This is a genomic window from Marinobacterium sp. xm-m-383 (assembly GCF_013283255.1).
Lineage (GTDB): Bacteria > Pseudomonadota > Gammaproteobacteria > Pseudomonadales > Balneatricaceae > Marinobacterium_E.
Genome location: NZ_WBYT01000002.1, coordinates 86,768 through 101,656 on the forward strand (window position 1 = coordinate 86,768; position 14,889 = coordinate 101,656).

At 43.1% G+C, this 14,889-nt stretch carries 19 protein-coding genes; 11 read left to right on the plus strand and 8 right to left on the minus strand.

The window, feature by feature from the left end; all coding sequences use genetic code 11:
* Positions 1 to 44 precede the first annotated feature (44 nt).
* A complete protein-coding gene (locus XMM383_RS03985) occupies positions 45 to 668 on the plus strand; it encodes a hypothetical protein (RefSeq protein ID WP_173494564.1) in 624 nt (207 codons plus the stop codon).
* Between the two features lie 19 nt (positions 669 to 687).
* Positions 688 to 1,323 carry an outer membrane beta-barrel protein gene (locus XMM383_RS03990; protein WP_173494565.1) on the plus strand — a complete coding sequence of 212 codons (636 nt, stop codon included), beginning with the start codon at positions 688 to 690 and terminating at the stop codon, positions 1,321 to 1,323.
* 50 nt (positions 1,324 to 1,373) lie between these two features.
* Here the strand turns inward: XMM383_RS03990 and XMM383_RS03995 are convergent, their stop codons facing one another.
* From XMM383_RS03995 to creB, 3 genes are all read right to left on the minus strand, one after another.
* On the minus strand, positions 1,374 to 1,826 hold the full coding sequence (locus XMM383_RS03995) for a JAB domain-containing protein (protein WP_173494566.1): 453 nt from the start codon (positions 1,824 to 1,826) through the stop codon (positions 1,374 to 1,376).
* A gap of 942 nt (positions 1,827 to 2,768) precedes the next feature.
* Positions 2,769 to 4,199: a two-component system sensor histidine kinase CreC gene (creC, locus tag XMM383_RS04000; RefSeq protein ID WP_173494567.1), complete on the minus strand. Its 1,431-nt coding sequence runs from the start codon at positions 4,197 to 4,199 to the stop codon at positions 2,769 to 2,771.
* Positions 4,196 to 4,876: a two-component system response regulator CreB gene (creB, locus tag XMM383_RS04005; RefSeq protein ID WP_217363586.1), complete on the minus strand. Its 681-nt coding sequence runs from the start codon at positions 4,874 to 4,876 to the stop codon at positions 4,196 to 4,198. The genes creC and creB overlap by 4 nt, the downstream gene beginning before the upstream one ends.
* A 113-nt stretch (positions 4,877 to 4,989) precedes the next feature.
* On the opposite strand from creB, the gene XMM383_RS04010 reads away from it, so the two are divergent.
* The 3 genes from XMM383_RS04010 to XMM383_RS04020 are packed head-to-tail and all read left to right on the plus strand — an operon-like array spanning position 4,990 to position 7,961.
* A complete protein-coding gene (locus tag XMM383_RS04010) occupies positions 4,990 to 7,017 on the plus strand; it encodes a marine proteobacterial sortase target protein (RefSeq protein ID WP_173494568.1) in 2,028 nt (675 codons plus the stop codon).
* Position 7,018: 1 nt separating this feature from the next.
* The gene (locus tag XMM383_RS04015) at positions 7,019 to 7,600 is read left to right on the plus strand and encodes a class GN sortase (protein ID WP_173494569.1); all 582 of its coding nucleotides are present in this window, start codon (positions 7,019 to 7,021) and stop codon (positions 7,598 to 7,600) included.
* A 40-nt stretch (positions 7,601 to 7,640) separates the two neighbouring features.
* On the plus strand, positions 7,641 to 7,961 hold the full coding sequence (locus XMM383_RS04020) for a hypothetical protein (RefSeq protein WP_173484235.1): 321 nt from the start codon (positions 7,641 to 7,643) through the stop codon (positions 7,959 to 7,961).
* 34 nt (positions 7,962 to 7,995) lie between these two features.
* On the opposite strand, the gene XMM383_RS04025 is transcribed toward XMM383_RS04020, so the two are convergent.
* From XMM383_RS04025 to XMM383_RS04045, 5 genes are all read right to left on the minus strand, one after another.
* A complete protein-coding gene (locus XMM383_RS04025; protein WP_173494570.1) occupies positions 7,996 to 8,208 on the minus strand; it encodes a hypothetical protein in 213 nt (70 codons plus the stop codon).
* 70 nt (positions 8,209 to 8,278) lie between these two features.
* Entirely contained in the window at positions 8,279 to 8,776 is a 498-nt protein-coding gene (locus tag XMM383_RS04030; RefSeq protein ID WP_173494571.1) for an SPOR domain-containing protein, read from the minus strand.
* Positions 8,763 to 9,206 carry a hypothetical protein gene (locus XMM383_RS04035; protein ID WP_173494572.1) on the minus strand — a complete coding sequence of 148 codons (444 nt, stop codon included), beginning with the start codon at positions 9,204 to 9,206 and terminating at the stop codon, positions 8,763 to 8,765. Before XMM383_RS04035 ends, XMM383_RS04030 begins: the two co-directional genes overlap by 14 nt.
* A gap of 149 nt (positions 9,207 to 9,355) precedes the next feature.
* Positions 9,356 to 10,006, minus strand: coding sequence for a HEPN domain-containing protein (locus XMM383_RS04040; RefSeq protein WP_173494573.1), 651 nt, complete (start codon positions 10,004 to 10,006; stop codon positions 9,356 to 9,358).
* A 1-nt stretch (position 10,007) separates the two neighbouring features.
* On the minus strand, positions 10,008 to 10,901 hold the full coding sequence (locus XMM383_RS04045; RefSeq protein WP_254443075.1) for an ADP-ribosylglycohydrolase family protein: 894 nt from the start codon (positions 10,899 to 10,901) through the stop codon (positions 10,008 to 10,010).
* A gap of 121 nt (positions 10,902 to 11,022) precedes the next feature.
* On the opposite strand from XMM383_RS04045, the gene XMM383_RS04050 reads away from it, so the two are divergent.
* The 6 genes from XMM383_RS04050 to XMM383_RS04075 all read left to right on the plus strand — a co-directional run bounded on the left by XMM383_RS04050 (position 11,023) and on the right by XMM383_RS04075 (position 14,730).
* The gene (locus tag XMM383_RS04050) at positions 11,023 to 11,397 is read left to right on the plus strand and encodes a hypothetical protein (RefSeq protein ID WP_173494575.1); all 375 of its coding nucleotides are present in this window, start codon (positions 11,023 to 11,025) and stop codon (positions 11,395 to 11,397) included.
* Between the two features lie 72 nt (positions 11,398 to 11,469).
* Positions 11,470 to 12,411 (plus strand): ARPP-1 family domain-containing protein, encoded by a 942-nt coding sequence (locus XMM383_RS04055; RefSeq protein ID WP_173494576.1) that lies wholly within the window; start codon positions 11,470 to 11,472, stop codon positions 12,409 to 12,411.
* 13 nt (positions 12,412 to 12,424) lie between these two features.
* Positions 12,425 to 12,883 carry an RNA polymerase sigma factor gene (locus XMM383_RS04060; protein ID WP_173494577.1) on the plus strand — a complete coding sequence of 153 codons (459 nt, stop codon included), beginning with the start codon at positions 12,425 to 12,427 and terminating at the stop codon, positions 12,881 to 12,883.
* On the plus strand, positions 12,880 to 13,575 hold the full coding sequence (locus XMM383_RS04065; protein WP_173494578.1) for a hypothetical protein: 696 nt from the start codon (positions 12,880 to 12,882) through the stop codon (positions 13,573 to 13,575). The genes XMM383_RS04060 and XMM383_RS04065 overlap by 4 nt, the downstream gene beginning before the upstream one ends.
* Before the next feature lie 292 nt (positions 13,576 to 13,867).
* Positions 13,868 to 14,362: a hypothetical protein gene (locus tag XMM383_RS04070; RefSeq protein ID WP_173494579.1), complete on the plus strand. Its 495-nt coding sequence runs from the start codon at positions 13,868 to 13,870 to the stop codon at positions 14,360 to 14,362.
* A 65-nt stretch (positions 14,363 to 14,427) separates the two neighbouring features.
* The gene (locus tag XMM383_RS04075) at positions 14,428 to 14,730 is read left to right on the plus strand and encodes a hypothetical protein (protein WP_173494580.1); all 303 of its coding nucleotides are present in this window, start codon (positions 14,428 to 14,430) and stop codon (positions 14,728 to 14,730) included.
* The last annotated feature ends 159 nt before the right edge of the window (positions 14,731 to 14,889 follow it).

A 14,889-nucleotide genomic window follows, 5' to 3' on the forward strand; every position in this document is an offset into this window, starting at 1 on the left:
AATCCACCTTGATATACTTACTGGAAGCTATTTGGAATTCCTAAATGAAACAAACTCCTATCTTTTTGGCGCTTGCAATCGCTGCCACTTCAAATGCTGTAATAGCATCCGATGATTATGTTGACCTAGGTTATGCCGGGCATACATCTAAATTTTACAACAAGACCTATCATTTAAAGCTATCAAAAGAGCTCACGGATGATGTTATTGGGAATTTGGAATACAACACAACTTATGCAGATTGGCGAGATCCAGGCGAGCATGAAGAGTTTACAACCCATTCTTTTCTCTTTGATATCTACAAGCTATTCCCGCTTAACGACAACGCAGAAGCGTTTATTGGCGCAGGGTATAACAGCTCATTTTCTAAATTTAATTGTATATCGGGATGTGTGAACTCTAGTTACTCAAATCAAAAACCTGAAGGGACTGCATTAGAAGGGACCTTAGGGCTTCGCTATGTTGCAGAGAACGGTTTTACAATCTCAGGACAGTACACTGCAATTAATGATCTGAATGGCACATTTTGGACAAGTGATTCTTCACATGAGTTTGATCTGTCATATCCAGTGCTTGACGATGTGAAGGTTGGTTTGCGTCAGCGTAACTATAAGGCAACTGGTGGTGACCTGAACTTCACTGCTGTTTATTTCAGATATTCATACTGAGTCGAAGAGAGCTAATAAAATGATCAAAACACTTTTCTTAGTATTTGCGATAATTTCACTCAATGCTAAAGCAGAAGCTGTTAACGATGCTCGATATAACTTTCTGGAGGCTGGCTACTCGCATATAGATGCAGGTAGGGTGGGTTCAGAGGATCGCGTTTGGTATGGCCCTTATTTCAAAGTTTCAATGTCAGTGTCGGAGCAAGTGTATCTTCAAGGGTATGTTTATTCTGTTGCTGCGGATGAGACAACCTCAGAATACAGTCAGATATCTTATGAAGCATCGATACAGTCTAGATTTGAGATAAGTGGAAACAGTGACCTGCACTACGGTATCGGGTATATGGACTACACACTGGATGCTAGAAATAAATCTAGCGGCAGTAAGGCCTCTATTCATGGTAGACATTTAATCTATAAGTTGGGTGTAAATCATGAATTTTCTGACGGGTGGGTAGCAGACCTAGAATTTCAACATTTTCCAGAAATTTCTGATGTTGGCTTTGATTACAATCACACCTCGATTCAAGTAACAAAAACAATAAGTGAGACAATTTCTGCTGGAGTGAGTTTCGGTCAGATTGACCCAATAAACGTTGATGGTATTGATCGTAATACTACTGCTTCGGCATTTGTTCGTTATACATGGAAATGATTTAAAGTTAGAAATAACCCAGCCGTAGCCTCCTCAGCTGGGTTTGTTCGTTACAACAACTCATACTCCGCTAACGAGTACGAATCCTTCCTAGATACGAAGATGTGATCTAGTAGCTGTATTCCAAACAACGCCAGTGCATCTCTGACTTTACTTGTTAACACTCGATCTTCATCTCTAGGTACTACGTCACCTTCTACATGATTCTGACACAGCACTACAGCCCCAGCATTTAGTTCTAGCGCCTTACGAGCAATCACTCTTAGCATGACACTAGATACGCTCACAGGGCCTCTAAAGAGCCTCTGGAAGCCGATCATTCTGTACTGATTGTTCATGAACATGGCGCAAAGCCATTCGTCCTTGTCACATGCCAGCCTGATCCGCAGATAGTTCTGCATCTCTACTGGTAATGCTAGGCCATTCTCTTTGCTGAGCTTGTTGTGTATGACGTGTAACGCAGCATTGATGACCTGCTGTTCTTGGTTTGTATATTTACTCATGGGCTTGTCCCCTAGTTGTTAGATTCCATCCTCAAGAACCGGACTTAGGGAAATGAGCCCCCTGGATAAATACAACTAGGGGGGGTATGCCTGCTAGTTAAACAGGGACAGAAGGTAATACCTCTAAACAAAATTTGAGAATTTTAAGATTAAGCTTGGTTTACAACAAATGGCATCAAATACTTGAGGATGGTCCACTTATCTGCTCTTATCTAATTGAAGACCTTAAGATCAACCAACTTAAATGTTGTGAATATGCACTATGTAAAATGCAATATCGTCCAAACAATATGGGAGAGGCACAAGGCGGGTAGATACGACACGACCAGGGCTGTATGTACTGAGTGTGGCAATGCAACTAAGTGCTTTGGTGCAGGCAAAAACAGCATAACTGCTTGTCTCGCATCTTTAAAAGGAGGATGTGATCATGGAGGAGATAATTTTTACGTCGTACATAGACTCACAGAAAACCGAAGACTCAATGGACGAACCCAAACACAAGTTTACCAGGCTGGTCCAAATGGCTTAGTACCTGTTGAAGAACTCCCAGATGCTAGTTCTAATAACAATGAAGATCATCAAGTATTTGAAAGTTTTAGTGCCGCTTCTGATTACGCAAAGCAACATCCATATTGCACAATAAAACGTTCTAACTCAGGTCATGGATTTACGGTTATCCGTAAAACGAATCATCAATAGATACCCACCATCTTCTCACTAATAGTTACAACACAAGGTTATGTGTGCTTTCGTGTACGTCAAAACACGTTCTGTGTAGACGCTTGTATGTAAAGGTTCTTAGATGGATACGTGAGAGCTAGGTGTATGGTCGTGTAGGTAATTCAGCTTTTATTAGTTTGTGTCCTGTATTCAGTTGAAAGCTAATACGAGCCATATCAACTAACAGATAAGAAAGTTTAGTGTTCTAAAGCTAATCGCACCCTAAAGAATCAGTGTGAAAGTAGTGCTTTCTGAGTTGGAGTTGACAGCGATCTTTCCTTCATGAAGTTCGACGATCTCTTTTACAAAGCTTAGGCCAATACCGGTCCCTTTTTGTCCCGCTCTATTGGGTAGCGAAAAAAACCGATCAAAGATTTTTGCCAAGGCAAAATCGGGTATGGCGGGACCAATGTTTGAAACAGAAATATCGACTTCATTGTCATGTTTGGAAACGGATATCTGAACGTCGGTACCCGAGTCAGCATGCTCTATGGCGTTCTTTACTAGGTTGCTCAGTGCCTGCTCTATGAGGAAAGGATCGCCCTTTATGGAAAGATCATTGCCGATAGCGGTAATCGATACTTCGTGAGTTTTAGCATAGGTTGATAGGCTCTCTAAAACGTTACTTAATAATTCATTGAGATTGATCTTTTCAACAGTTTTGAGTGCGTTGGCATTCTCAAGTTCTGCTAGATCGAGAAGGCGTTCAATGAGTCCCTGGATACGCTCTGTTTGGCTTACGATGTTATCTAGAAAACGATCACGTGTTTCAGCTGGTAGATCCTCCTTCAGAAGTTCAGATGCGCCACGTATGCCTGCCACGGGGGCTTTGATCTCATGGGTAAGCGTCTGTACATACTCTTCTATGTACGTTTTACCATCTAAAGCAGCCCGCATTGATTCAAGGGACTTAGCAACGTCGCCCACTTCGTTATCACCCGTTTCAGGGGGAGCGGCCTTTTCACCGCGACTCACGGCAAGCGCGTATTGTTGAATTTCATCCAGTGGTTTAGTGATCCACAGGTTAAGAGTAAAACCTATGTAAGCAAGAAAGATGGCCACAGCAATGCCTGTAAACCATAGGTTTTGACTTAGATTATCTATGAATTGATCGACATTACGTGTTGGCTTGCCGATAGAGATAACACCGATAATATCGCCTTTAGAAAGAATAGGACGGGCAATGAAAAGAGTGTCTCCATCTGGATAAATGGGGTCACCCCAGGTGGCTCGTGCACCATATTCACCATTAAGTGTTCTGTTGACGTCTCGCCATTGGGAGTAGTCTTCACCCACATCACGACTATTGTCGGAATCAAAGATTACCGTGCCTTTTACGTCGGTGACATAAACTCGTGTATCGACTTGGGTCTTTTCTAAATCGTAGATTAGTGCATCGAGCTTGCGGTTTGGAAGTGCGTTGAAAGCTCTTTCAATCATTTGAGGGTCAATGATGATATTGCCTTTATCATCAGTTGTTACTGCACTTTCACTAACAACTGCGGCAAACATTTCAGAAAAGTCGACAAGCGCTTCCTCGGTTGCTTCGAGATACCTTGGTCGAATCTCCCCCTCGATCAGGTAAACATAGCCTAGTAACGACGTGAATATAAACGCTACAAAAACGGCTAATAAGCGAGTACGTATCTTCATTGTTTCGGAACCTCAAAGCAGTATCCCAAGCCACGTCGCGTCTTGATTGGGTTTAGTGAGCTATCCACGTTTTTGATCTTTTGACGAATGGTTTTTATATGGGTGTCTATCGTTCTATCGTAGCTCTCTTCGGGTCTCTGCCATACGATATCCATCAATTGCTCTCTGGAGTAAATACGCTCAGGGTGACTTATTAATAGCGCCAGAACACCGTATTCATATCGGCTTAGGTCTAGCGTCTGACCCTTTACTCTTATTCGAGACGCCTCTTTGTCATGAGTAAAAAACTCGGTCGTTTCTGGTGAGACATTACCAGTCTGCTCAACCCTTCTGAGAAGGGCTCTTACTTTTGCAGAGAGCACTCTAGGGCTAAAAGGCTTTGTAATGTAATCATCAGCGCCGAGCTCAAGTCCAAGAACTTGATCGATCTCTGAATGTCGTGAAGTTAGAAATACAATGGATGTGTTGGATATCTCTCTAATGCCTCTAAACAGGTCAAACCCATTTCGATCGGGCAAACCAATATCGAGCAAAATAAGAGCAGGAGTTTGTTTTTGAATGGATTCCAATGCCGCTTGTCCTGTCGATACCCATTCGCATTCAATATTCTCCGACTGAAGCGAATAGACAACCGTTTCCGCAATGGCTGGTTCATCTTCAACAAGTAAAACGTGCAAGCTAAATCCTCTAATAAAAACCTAAAAAAGTTTGAAACTTCACATTCACTTCAAACTCCACTCATATGAGTAGTAGATCCTAACCTCACTTAACAAAAGCTGAGGACAGTGAAATGAGTTCACTAATTAACAGAATCTACAAACCACGAATGTTCGCAATCATGGCGTTGGTTTATTCATTTCAGGCGTTTGCATCTGCTGAGCCTGTATCACTCAAAGATATCACACGAGGAACTTTAATCTCGAGAAATGAACAAGGAGAGTTGGAAGATATTCCTCTTCTTAATTCTGAGATTCACTCAGAAGTGACTGGACAGATCGCTCGAACAACAATCGTTCAGCATTTTAAGAATCCAGCTGCCTCCTGGATAGAAGCGCTTTACCTCTTCCCGTTGCCGCACGATGCTGCGGTAGACCAAATGAAGATGACGGTGGGGGACCGTATCATCGAAGGTCAAATCAAAGAGCGGGAAGAGGCTAAAGCCACCTACGAGAAGGCGAAAAGCGAAGGTAAACAGGCTGCTCTAGTTGAGCAAGATCGACCAAACATATTCAGTACGTCAGTAGCTAATATCCCTCCACATGGTTATGTGACCATTACGCTTGAGTACCAGCAGAGCATTGAGTGGCGGGATGGTGAGTTCTCTATCCGATTTCCTTTGACGATTACGCCTAGATATTCGGTCAATACACCCGCTAAGTTTGAAGTATCGTCTACGGTGGAATTAAACGATGGTTGGTCACTTCTTCCCAAGGAGCGCCCACAAGCAATTCCATTGGAAGAGGCTGATAACACTCCAGATAACTCAACCAGTATTGAAGTCGTTCTTAAACCTGGTTTCCAACTTTCTGAAATAGAAAGTCTTCACCACAACGTTTCCATACAAGGTAAAACCGATGGAACTCAGGTCGTTTCATTGGTGGATCAGGATGTAAGAGCAGATCAGGATTTTGTTCTTCGTTGGAAGCCAATTGATTCAGTGAAACCAACCGCTTCGTTTTTCAGTGAGTCAACATCTAAAGGTGACTATGGTCTTTTGACACTAGTTCCGCCAACAGTAGATGGATGGAAAGTACCACCACGAGAAGTGATCTTTGTGATTGATACTTCTGGATCCATGTCTGGACAATCGATCGTTGCAGCCCGTGATGCCCTGATGGCTGGCGTAAATGGTCTGAGTAAAGACGATACCTTCAACATCATTGAGTTCAATACAAACAGTTACTCGTTGTTTGCACGCCCACAAGAGGCTTATGGCTACTCATTGAGTAACGCTCGTAAGTTTATTCGCAACCTTGAAGCGCGAGACGGCACTGAGATGGAGCCTGCACTGGATATGGCTCTCAACATGCCAGGTGAAGCTGATCGTTTACAACAAGTGATATTTATTACTGATGGCAGCGTGTCTAACGAAGCTCAGTTGTTTGCCAAGATCAATAGAGAACTAGGAAGTCGCCGACTGTTCACCGTTGGAATAGGCAGCGCTCCCAATACCTACTTCATGGAAGAGTCAGCACGTGTCGGTCGAGGTACGTATACCTATATCGCCGATCTCAACTTTGCAGAACAGGCTATGAAAGCTCTGTTTGAAAAGATCTCTAAGCCAGCGCTTACGAATATTAAGGTGATGGGTTACGGAGTGTCCGACATTACGCCAAATGTCATTCCTGATCTCTATGCAGGCGAACCATTAACAGTCGCTATGAAAATGGATCGAGGCGTAAAACGCATTTTAATTACGGGTCGTTTAGGTGATACAGAATGGAAACAAACAGCGGTTATAGACTCTGTAGGTCACCAGGCGGGTATCGGTGTGGATTGGGCGAGAAAGATGATTGCTCAATGGCAGCGTGCAGCGTTTAAAGGCGTTGAACGTAAACGAGTGCGTGAAGAGGTACTGGAATTAGCCCTTGAACATCACCTTGTAAGTCAGTACACAAGTTTAGTCGCGGTTGATGTAACGCCAGTTCGCCCCATGGCAGATGGTCTGGATTCAAAATCAGTTCCACCTACGCGTCCTAAAGGCTTAGAGATTCAGCTTGCCAAAGGCGCCAGTGGTTATGAGCTTTCCCTAATGATCGCCGCGCTTATCGCACTCCTTGGAGCATTGTTAGTCATGACTAAGCGAGAGGAAGTTTGATATGAACTCTCGCATTAAACGTCGTTTAGGTTTGGGATTGCTTGCTGGCGCTTTCATTCTGTTGATAGACGCGCTCTGGATTCCTGCGAAAGCTCAGGTTGCTCAGCTTCTATTAGACGCAGCTTGGGAAGTAACTCAAAGAACAGGAGAGCCACAACAACCTTGGCCTTGGGCAGATCATTACCCTGTAGCTCGCTTTTCAGCACCTGCATTCGATATAGATCAAATTGTATTGGGAGGGGATTCAGGAGCTGTTCTTGCGTTCGCCCCAGGTGAAAACTTGGAAGCAAAAAGTGTTGAAGGTGGTGCACGCATCATCTCAGCACACCGAGATACGCACTTTCGTTTTCTTAAACATATTAGTTTGGGCGATGAGTTAGTTCTGGAGGATCAACAAGGAGTCCACCGCTTCAAAGTTGTGAATACAGATGTAGTGGATTCAAAAAAGACTCGCATACAGCCAGCCACCAATCCTGAAGGGCTTTTCTTAGTGACCTGTTATCCATTTGATGCTTTGTCTGCTAGCGGAGATGAACGGTTTGTTGTGACAGCAGTGCCTATCCAAGCGAACGCGGTCCTTTAAAAAAGATTATCTGAAAATTATGTGGGATTGGAGAACAAGAATGACTGATCTAGTAATGCAGAGTATTGATACCTTATCACTTATGGATTTTAAGCCAATGCCAACGGATGAGTTGAAAGTCCGCTGCGCAAGAATGACTAAGCATGTTGATTTCTTTTACTGGTGGCGTTGGGAAGCAGGGCGAGGCGCTTTAACTAATGAATACTTTGTATCTAGGTTTACTGAAGTGGAGCTGCTTAGATTTATTGCAATGATGGTTCGTGAAGATGAGGAGCGACCAGGTGCTTTTGAGCAATATTGCGAGAATGGACCCTTGCGAGCTGCTCTTGTTGAATTAGCGATTAGAGAGAAGGCAGCTTGATTAATTTAATGTGAGGAGGTGAATCTCCTCACCATTACATAAAGTCTCGGCCAATGCTCTTTTTCTCAAGGACATCCTCGTAGAGCTCAAGGATTGTTTGGCTATGCTCTCTTGCGACATCAGACAAACTTTCCTTAGCCATAATGACTTTCTCGTCTCTGATCGCTTCGCGAAGCTGTTCAGGTGTCCATAGTTCCGCGTAAGACCTAAGGGACTCGATGTAGCTATGTGGTTTTACTTTAATCATACAAAAGCTCTAATGTGTATATTTATACAGTATATTGGTTTGTGCCAATGTAATAAAGAGCTTTTGAGGCTTATTTGATTTGAATCTGGAGTGGGTGCTGATTGAAGCGCTCAGCGATTTGCAGCGCGGCTTTTAGCTCATCGTATCGGCCGTAGGGCAATGTACGAACCAGATGAACCTGACCACGGTCGTTGGATCGCGTAATCACACGAACCGACGTTAAGCCGGCTTTCTTCAGTTTGGCTGCCAAACTGTTAGCGTGTTTCTTGTCACCAAAGGCCGAGATTTGAAGCAGAGTAGAGTAATCCAATACGGCGTTTTTAGGGGTTGAGACATAGTTAGTGTCTTTGATCACGACCTCATTGGCTTTCAAAATCTCATAGAAGTCTTTGGAGATCGGTTTACGCACGGTTGAGACGGCGGCGACTACCGGCGTAGTGAGATCCACATCATTGCTCTCAGGTAACACGTTGAGCGTAATTAACCCACCTATTGCGATAATCCCCGCCAACACTAGATGGCGTATCACTGAGTTTGGTTCAGGTGTCGACATACTAGGAGTACTCATAAGAAAGTATGTCTCTTACCGTGGATTTTGCCAGATTGTGACGTTCACCGGTCAGCACAAACACCTTATGCTCGCCAAGGTAATTGATGTAATGCTGGGTTAGCTCAGGGCAGTAGCCAACGTCTTGATCACCAATGTAGATGAACGTTTTATCTGGGCAGTTTAGCGTCTCATCCTCGAGGCTAGTCATGAGCGCTTTGACGGAGGGTGGGCGTGAACTGAACATTTTATCTTTCGATAAACCTTTGCCCAGTACAGGCGAGAGTAACTTCACGGAAGCGAGTTCATGCTCAAACCCAATGAGCGCATGCAGTAACAAATAAGCGCCATAGGAGTTGGCGACGGCATCAAATCCCTGGCATTGACCGAGCACCTGTCGAATATCTTGGATCTGAGCACGAAAGTCTTGTTTGAGAAACGCCGGGCTCATTGAGAGTCCTATGTATTTATCCGACTGGCTTTCGACATACCCGCCCAAGCCCTCATAGGCATTACCGCCGCGCCCGGATAAATAGACTGTTTTTCTCATAATCATCTAAATTCCATTCGATTCAATTCAAGGTCAGTCCAAGCACTGCACTAGTCGCTAACAACCGGGTAATAGGCATCACCCCATAGGGTGTTGGGATTTTTCATCATGATATCTATGATGATAGGCACTAGAGTATTTAACATTTCTACACCATCCTTTACCTGTGTTCGATTAGCACCGCTATTCCAGGTTGCACCGCCATGCATCAATTGGTTTCTGAGTGTGTAAAGGCGATTGAAAATAATAGATAAGACATCCACTGTGTCTTGGTTAGCTAGGCAGATCCCTGCTTTTGCTTTAGCCGCTTTAAAACTATCTTGCCAAACTGCTTTCTCAATTCGACCATTCTGAAAATCCCAAAAAGGCTGATACACAAACTTGTTATCCAGTAGGGCTCTGACCTTGCTACTGAAGTTAGTCCAGAGGTTGTTGTATAAAGCTTTGTCGGTATCTAACTCACATATCTTTGCAAAAAACTGAGTAAACTGACTTCGCTCAGCCTCCTTGTATTGCTGATCGATTTCAACTGCGTAACAAGCATTGAAAGAGATCCAAAGGAATATGAACTTTGAATCTTGGTCTTCAGCTTGTTCAGCTCTATCTAACCAACTCAAGGCGCGGTGGGTTCTTAATGCTAAGTTCTGATGGAAACCGTCACGATGTTTGCGCTGATATGCTTTGAGTAATTTGTAGTCCATATTAAATCCTTAGAAGCCTATGCCCAATTTCCATCATTCGAGGGTATTCAAAGAGCACATTAAGCCAATCTGTTGGGATGGCTGATAAACCATAATACGCTCCAGCAATCTGACCGCACACAGCTGCAGTTGTATCCGAATCATCACCTAGATTTGCTGCTTTAAGAACTGCATCTGCGAAACTGTTAGTTGTTTCGAAAGCCCATAAAGCTGCCTCTAATGTTTCAACGACGTAACCGCTCCCCTTGATAGCTGCTTCATCTTTGTTGATGTACTCTCTATGACACAATTCCTGAAGCGGAGGGGTTAGTTCAATGGGCGGTAGGTTATCGAAAAGGGCGCTTTTATCTAATTCTTTGTTTATCGCTGTATGAAGAATGTGCCCAAGAATTTTGCAGCACTCTATTGCTTCAGGCGCTTGGTGCGTTGTTCGTGATGACTCAGCAGCGTAATGTATAGCTTCTTCGTAATTCGCATTGTAGAAAAGGATGACAGGAGCAAGTCGCATAATTGATCCATTACCAGCGGATCGTGGATCAATAGAACCTGAGTATGGTTCTCCAGTTCGTTTGTAATGTGCCATAGCCTTAGCAACGGTTTTGCCTACCCCGAAAGCTCTCGAGCGAGTGGAATTGTAGCCTTCGTTTCCCCAGCGCCAATAACGCTCCATTTGATCTTTAGGGTCAAACCCATTGCAAGCAATCAAACTGTCAGCAAGGCAAAGGGCCATAGCGGTATCATCGGTCCACTCACCAAGTTGCATTTGAAACTTTCCGCCAGCGCGCATACCAGTTAATGGCTGAAACCTTCCACGTTGGCAAAACTCAGCTGGCGCACCTAACGCATCACCAACTGCTAACCCGATAAATGCGCCTAGGGCTTTATCAATGCTCATCAAATTTCCTTAGTCGACCTGAGACAAGTTAATCATCTGAGAGGGTTTAGGTCTATCAAATAAGACATTGTTTTAAAGGTGCCAAAGAGATATGGTCAATGAAACTTTTAGATTTTAAGAAATGAACAAATTAGACAGCAAAGTTTGGGGGCCATCTCGATACCGACAGCCGTTAGGTTTGACTGGTATCGTTGTAATTAATGCACTGTTTGCGTTTGTATTTCTTGTATATTCCGTATTTCATTCTTTTTGGGGGATGCCATTTTTTGGGGATGAAGTCGGGCCAAGTCCACGTGCTATTACACTTTATACACTGCTACTTCTCGGTATCTTTGATCTCATTGCAGTATGGAGACTTATAAAGCTTCATAAGAGATGGATTAGGATGAGAGCAAACAAGCTTTTGCTCTGGGGGCTTCAGTTCTGTTTTATTGGTGCAGTAGGGTATGCAAATTTTTGGATGCTAACCATTGTGTGGTTTTGGTGGGGAAAATAAAAATTTCATTAACATTGCAATAAAAACTGATGTTCATCCGTTGTATTACAAAACATGCAAACGGAGAAAATCATGCACTACCTTCAAGCTCTTTATTCGCAACTTTCTTTTGGGCCAGACTTAACACTAGGCACTTTAACAATAACGCCAATAACTTCACTTGGTGCAACACATTCAGATCAGTTTCTTTCAAACCTTATAACCCTCGATGTTGCATATGAAAAATCGTGCGTTTCGATCCGTGAGATTGGTGAGATGGGATCTGTTCAAGAAATTTTGATTACTAATAACTCTGACGTGCCTTTGATTATTCTTGAAGGCCAGGGGCTTGAAGGTGCTAAGCAGAATAGGGTGGTTCAAAAAACTGTTGTAGTACCTTCAAAAACAACCATTACAGTTCCTGTTAACTGTGTTGAAAAAGGTCGTTGGAACTATAAAAGCGCAGAGTTCAAACCCGCTAAATATAGTGCTGGCCCATCAGTAAAAATGCGCAAAGCATCTGCCATGAAGATAAGTGAATCTATGATCCAATCAGAGGTTTGGGCTGAAGTAGCTGAGATGAGTCATCGATTCGAATCCTACTCATCTACTGATGATATGTGTGAAGTTATTGAGCAGGCCTCTATCCGTAATGAATTTGAGACACATCAGTTAAAACAGTTAATAGGAGATTTTGATGGGTATGGGTATAAAGTTTCAGGCGGGCCGTTCGAATTTATAGAACTATTCGGTTTGAAAGAGTGGGCGAAGTCGGCTTTAGAAAAGTCCATTGTTGAATGGCAGTTGGAAGCTAAAAACACATCTTCAAACAAAAACCTTCTCCCGCTGTCTATACTTGAATCTGACTGGATAAAAAGAGAGTCTGTTGGGGATGAGGATCAATGGTTAGCTGTTACTCATTGTACGGGCATGTCTGCTGAGTATGAGGGAGTAATCCTCCATACATTCATAGCTCCAGATGATAACAAACATCGATTGCGCAGAAGACGAACCCCAATCTTCGATGTCGAATAAATAAGGAGTCCTTATGCTTAATCCAAATGGATTGTCAGAGCAACTTATTAGGATGATCCCCGATCTAATGGTGTTCGCTAGAGTTCGGGCTCCCAGCTCGGACTTAGCTGAAGATTTAGTTCAAGAGACGATTACAAAAATGCTCGAATTAGATCGTGAGTTTAGGCGTGCAGAGATACGACCTTATGCATTTACAGTTCTTAAAAATTTGATTGCTGACCACTACCGCGCTAGACCAAATGAACTCATAGAGTTTGAGGAGATTGAAGATAATTCTCAATTTCATATTGAAGTACAGCGATTACTCGAAGCCCTTGGGCAGCTGGGAGAAAACTGCCAAAGCGTGCTCTCTTTAGCAGGTTTGGGTAATACCCAAAGAGAGATATCAAATCTTTTAAATCAGCCAATAGGAACAATTGGTAGTTGGTTATCCCGTTGTAGAAGAAAACTAACCGAGGTAATGGGATTATGATGAATCCAGTATATGAAGATCTTGAACTTTATTTTTGGGGTGAATCCCTGCCAGATGATCGTGCAATTGCATGCGAGAAGTTGGTAGCTAGTGATCCTGAGTTACGTCGTAACTACCATCAGGTCAGCATGTTAAAGAGACGTTTTCATATGCTTCGAGAATCTATGAGTGAAAGTGATGAAGCCGCTCGACATAGATGGTTAATTCGAAGTCGCTCAAAAGAGCCGATCCCAAAACATGTTCAAGTGGAAGTCAGCGACATAATAGAAACACTTCGCATACGATCATTAGCATCAAACCAAATTTATAGAGAGATTCAGCGAAGGATTGGTCCAGTAAATATTGAGGAGCATACAGACTCCTACTCACTCGAAAGTCTTGATATGAGTTCTTTGGTATTTTCCGAAAGACGCTTAGATACACCTGAGGATGAGTTTCTAGATATCACTGAGCTATTAAGTAGCGAAAATAAGATGCCTTTTTCCAGAAGTAGTGGTGTTATTTCTGTAGAGAGAAGCTATCCTGAGGTTGTACATTTTATGAGACATTACTTTAGAGGACGTGTGGAGCGGTGGCGAGATGGTTCATTCCACACACCTGTTTTGTCTCAACTTGAAAAGCAAACAGAGAAATCGAAAGTGATGGCAGCAATCGAACTGATCGAATTGGTGTCGAACCTAGTAGGCGAATAGATTTGAAAAACGGATTAACCTTTGACAAGGGACCGAGCTTCTCAACCACCTTCATGCGTGGTGAAAAGCCATTTTGGGCATACCTCATATATGGAGTTTTGAGCACTCTTCTACTGGGTCTTTGGTCTATCTACATCCATACAGGAATCTATCTCGACTACCCCTTGATTGAAGAAAATGCCTCGATTTTATTCTCCTTAAAGATACTTTTGTTGATCAGTGCAGCAATTTCATTAGGTGTTTTATACATCAGTAGTTTTGCCTGGGTAATTCGACAGACACGCATCGTGAGATGGCTATCATTTCCCGTCTTGTTGATGCATTTATTATTGATGGCTCCGCTTCTAGTTCGCAATCTAACTGCAGTGACTCAGCAGGTGTTTTGATGGCCGCTATTAAAGAATTCTTCTATCGTTTTACCACGGGGCATAGTTACTGGACGACCTATGTTGGTATAGGTCTTCTTGGATCGCTGGGGCTTGCTCTACTTGGTTTCAGCCTAATCAGTTTCGGGGCGATGGATTTATCTAATAGACCGTTAACAGTGACTAGTCTGATAACCGAAGTTGCGTATCTGTATTGTGTGATTCTGTTTATTGTTGGGTTACAAGTAGGATCTTGGCGCTATGCTCGAAAAAGTATGCCTATTCAACGCTGGACTATCCACATCCTCCAGTTAGCCCATGTGCCACTTTTTTGGTTGATGCCGCTAATGGTTGGAGGAGCGCTTGCAGGTTCTATTAGTGATTTTGTTATCGAAATATGTGGATGGAGTGTGGCATTCTGAAAAATATCCAGAAATTGGTTGTTTATTGGACTGTAAATAGTTCTGGATTGCTTTAAATTTGCATTATGAAATTACTTTATACATACGATGATAAAGAGTCTGGAGAAGATGCTCTCGAAAAATTAGTAGGCGAGAAACGGCTGGCAAGTGAACGTGACTCAACGGTTGTCATCTACAATCTTTTTGGAGAGCCAACTTGGTCGAACCTACATAGGCTTGGTCTCTACAACCTTGATGAGCTGAGGCTTCTGCTTGAACGAAGAAAAAACGGTGAGCAGTTCGACGCCGAACGTCATAGCGAAATCCTCCGGACACTTCACTACGTGGCAAAGTCACTTGATATTGATCTACCGGCCCACTGGAGCTGATTCTTCCATGCAACCCAGTCAAATAGCGGATAAGAAGTATGCTTAAGTTAGACGACATCAAGATAGACGTTCATATCCTCGGTATTAACGTTTACTTCCTCTAAAAGTTCACAAGCCAAGACGTGAGAAGTCTATCTTTATATCGAACGCTGGAAAGAT

Excerpts from the sequence above, each read along its gene's own strand:
- XMM383_RS04060 (WP_173494577.1), top strand. The coding sequence starts at position 12,425 with ATGCTTAATCCAAATGGATTGTCAGAGCAACTTATTAGGATGATCCCC.
- XMM383_RS04065 (WP_173494578.1), top strand. The coding sequence starts at position 12,880 with ATGATGAATCCAGTATATGAAGATCTTGAACTTTATTTTTGGGGTGAA.
- creC (WP_173494567.1), bottom strand. The coding sequence starts at position 4,199 with ATGAAGATACGTACTCGCTTATTAGCCGTTTTTGTAGCGTTTATATTC.
- XMM383_RS04015 (WP_173494569.1), top strand. The coding sequence starts at position 7,019 with ATGAACTCTCGCATTAAACGTCGTTTAGGTTTGGGATTGCTTGCTGGC.
- XMM383_RS04055 (WP_173494576.1), top strand. The coding sequence starts at position 11,470 with ATGCACTACCTTCAAGCTCTTTATTCGCAACTTTCTTTTGGGCCAGAC.
- XMM383_RS04070 (WP_173494579.1), top strand. The coding sequence starts at position 13,868 with ATGGCTATCATTTCCCGTCTTGTTGATGCATTTATTATTGATGGCTCC.
- XMM383_RS03995 (WP_173494566.1), bottom strand. The coding sequence starts at position 1,826 with ATGAGTAAATATACAAACCAAGAACAGCAGGTCATCAATGCTGCGTTA.
- XMM383_RS04050 (WP_173494575.1), top strand. The coding sequence starts at position 11,023 with ATGAACAAATTAGACAGCAAAGTTTGGGGGCCATCTCGATACCGACAG.
- XMM383_RS04010 (WP_173494568.1), top strand. The coding sequence starts at position 4,990 with ATGAGTTCACTAATTAACAGAATCTACAAACCACGAATGTTCGCAATC.
- XMM383_RS04075 (WP_173494580.1), top strand. The coding sequence starts at position 14,428 with ATGAAATTACTTTATACATACGATGATAAAGAGTCTGGAGAAGATGCT.
- XMM383_RS04045 (WP_254443075.1), bottom strand. The coding sequence starts at position 10,901 with ATGAGCATTGATAAAGCCCTAGGCGCATTTATCGGGTTAGCAGTTGGT.
- XMM383_RS04025 (WP_173494570.1), bottom strand. The coding sequence starts at position 8,208 with ATGATTAAAGTAAAACCACATAGCTACATCGAGTCCCTTAGGTCTTAC.
- XMM383_RS03990 (WP_173494565.1), top strand. The coding sequence starts at position 688 with ATGATCAAAACACTTTTCTTAGTATTTGCGATAATTTCACTCAATGCT.
- XMM383_RS03985 (WP_173494564.1), top strand. The coding sequence starts at position 45 with ATGAAACAAACTCCTATCTTTTTGGCGCTTGCAATCGCTGCCACTTCA.
- XMM383_RS04035 (WP_173494572.1), bottom strand. The coding sequence starts at position 9,206 with ATGAGCCCGGCGTTTCTCAAACAAGACTTTCGTGCTCAGATCCAAGAT.
- XMM383_RS04020 (WP_173484235.1), top strand. The coding sequence starts at position 7,641 with ATGACTGATCTAGTAATGCAGAGTATTGATACCTTATCACTTATGGAT.
- XMM383_RS04030 (WP_173494571.1), bottom strand. The coding sequence starts at position 8,776 with ATGAGTACTCCTAGTATGTCGACACCTGAACCAAACTCAGTGATACGC.
- XMM383_RS04040 (WP_173494573.1), bottom strand. The coding sequence starts at position 10,006 with ATGGACTACAAATTACTCAAAGCATATCAGCGCAAACATCGTGACGGT.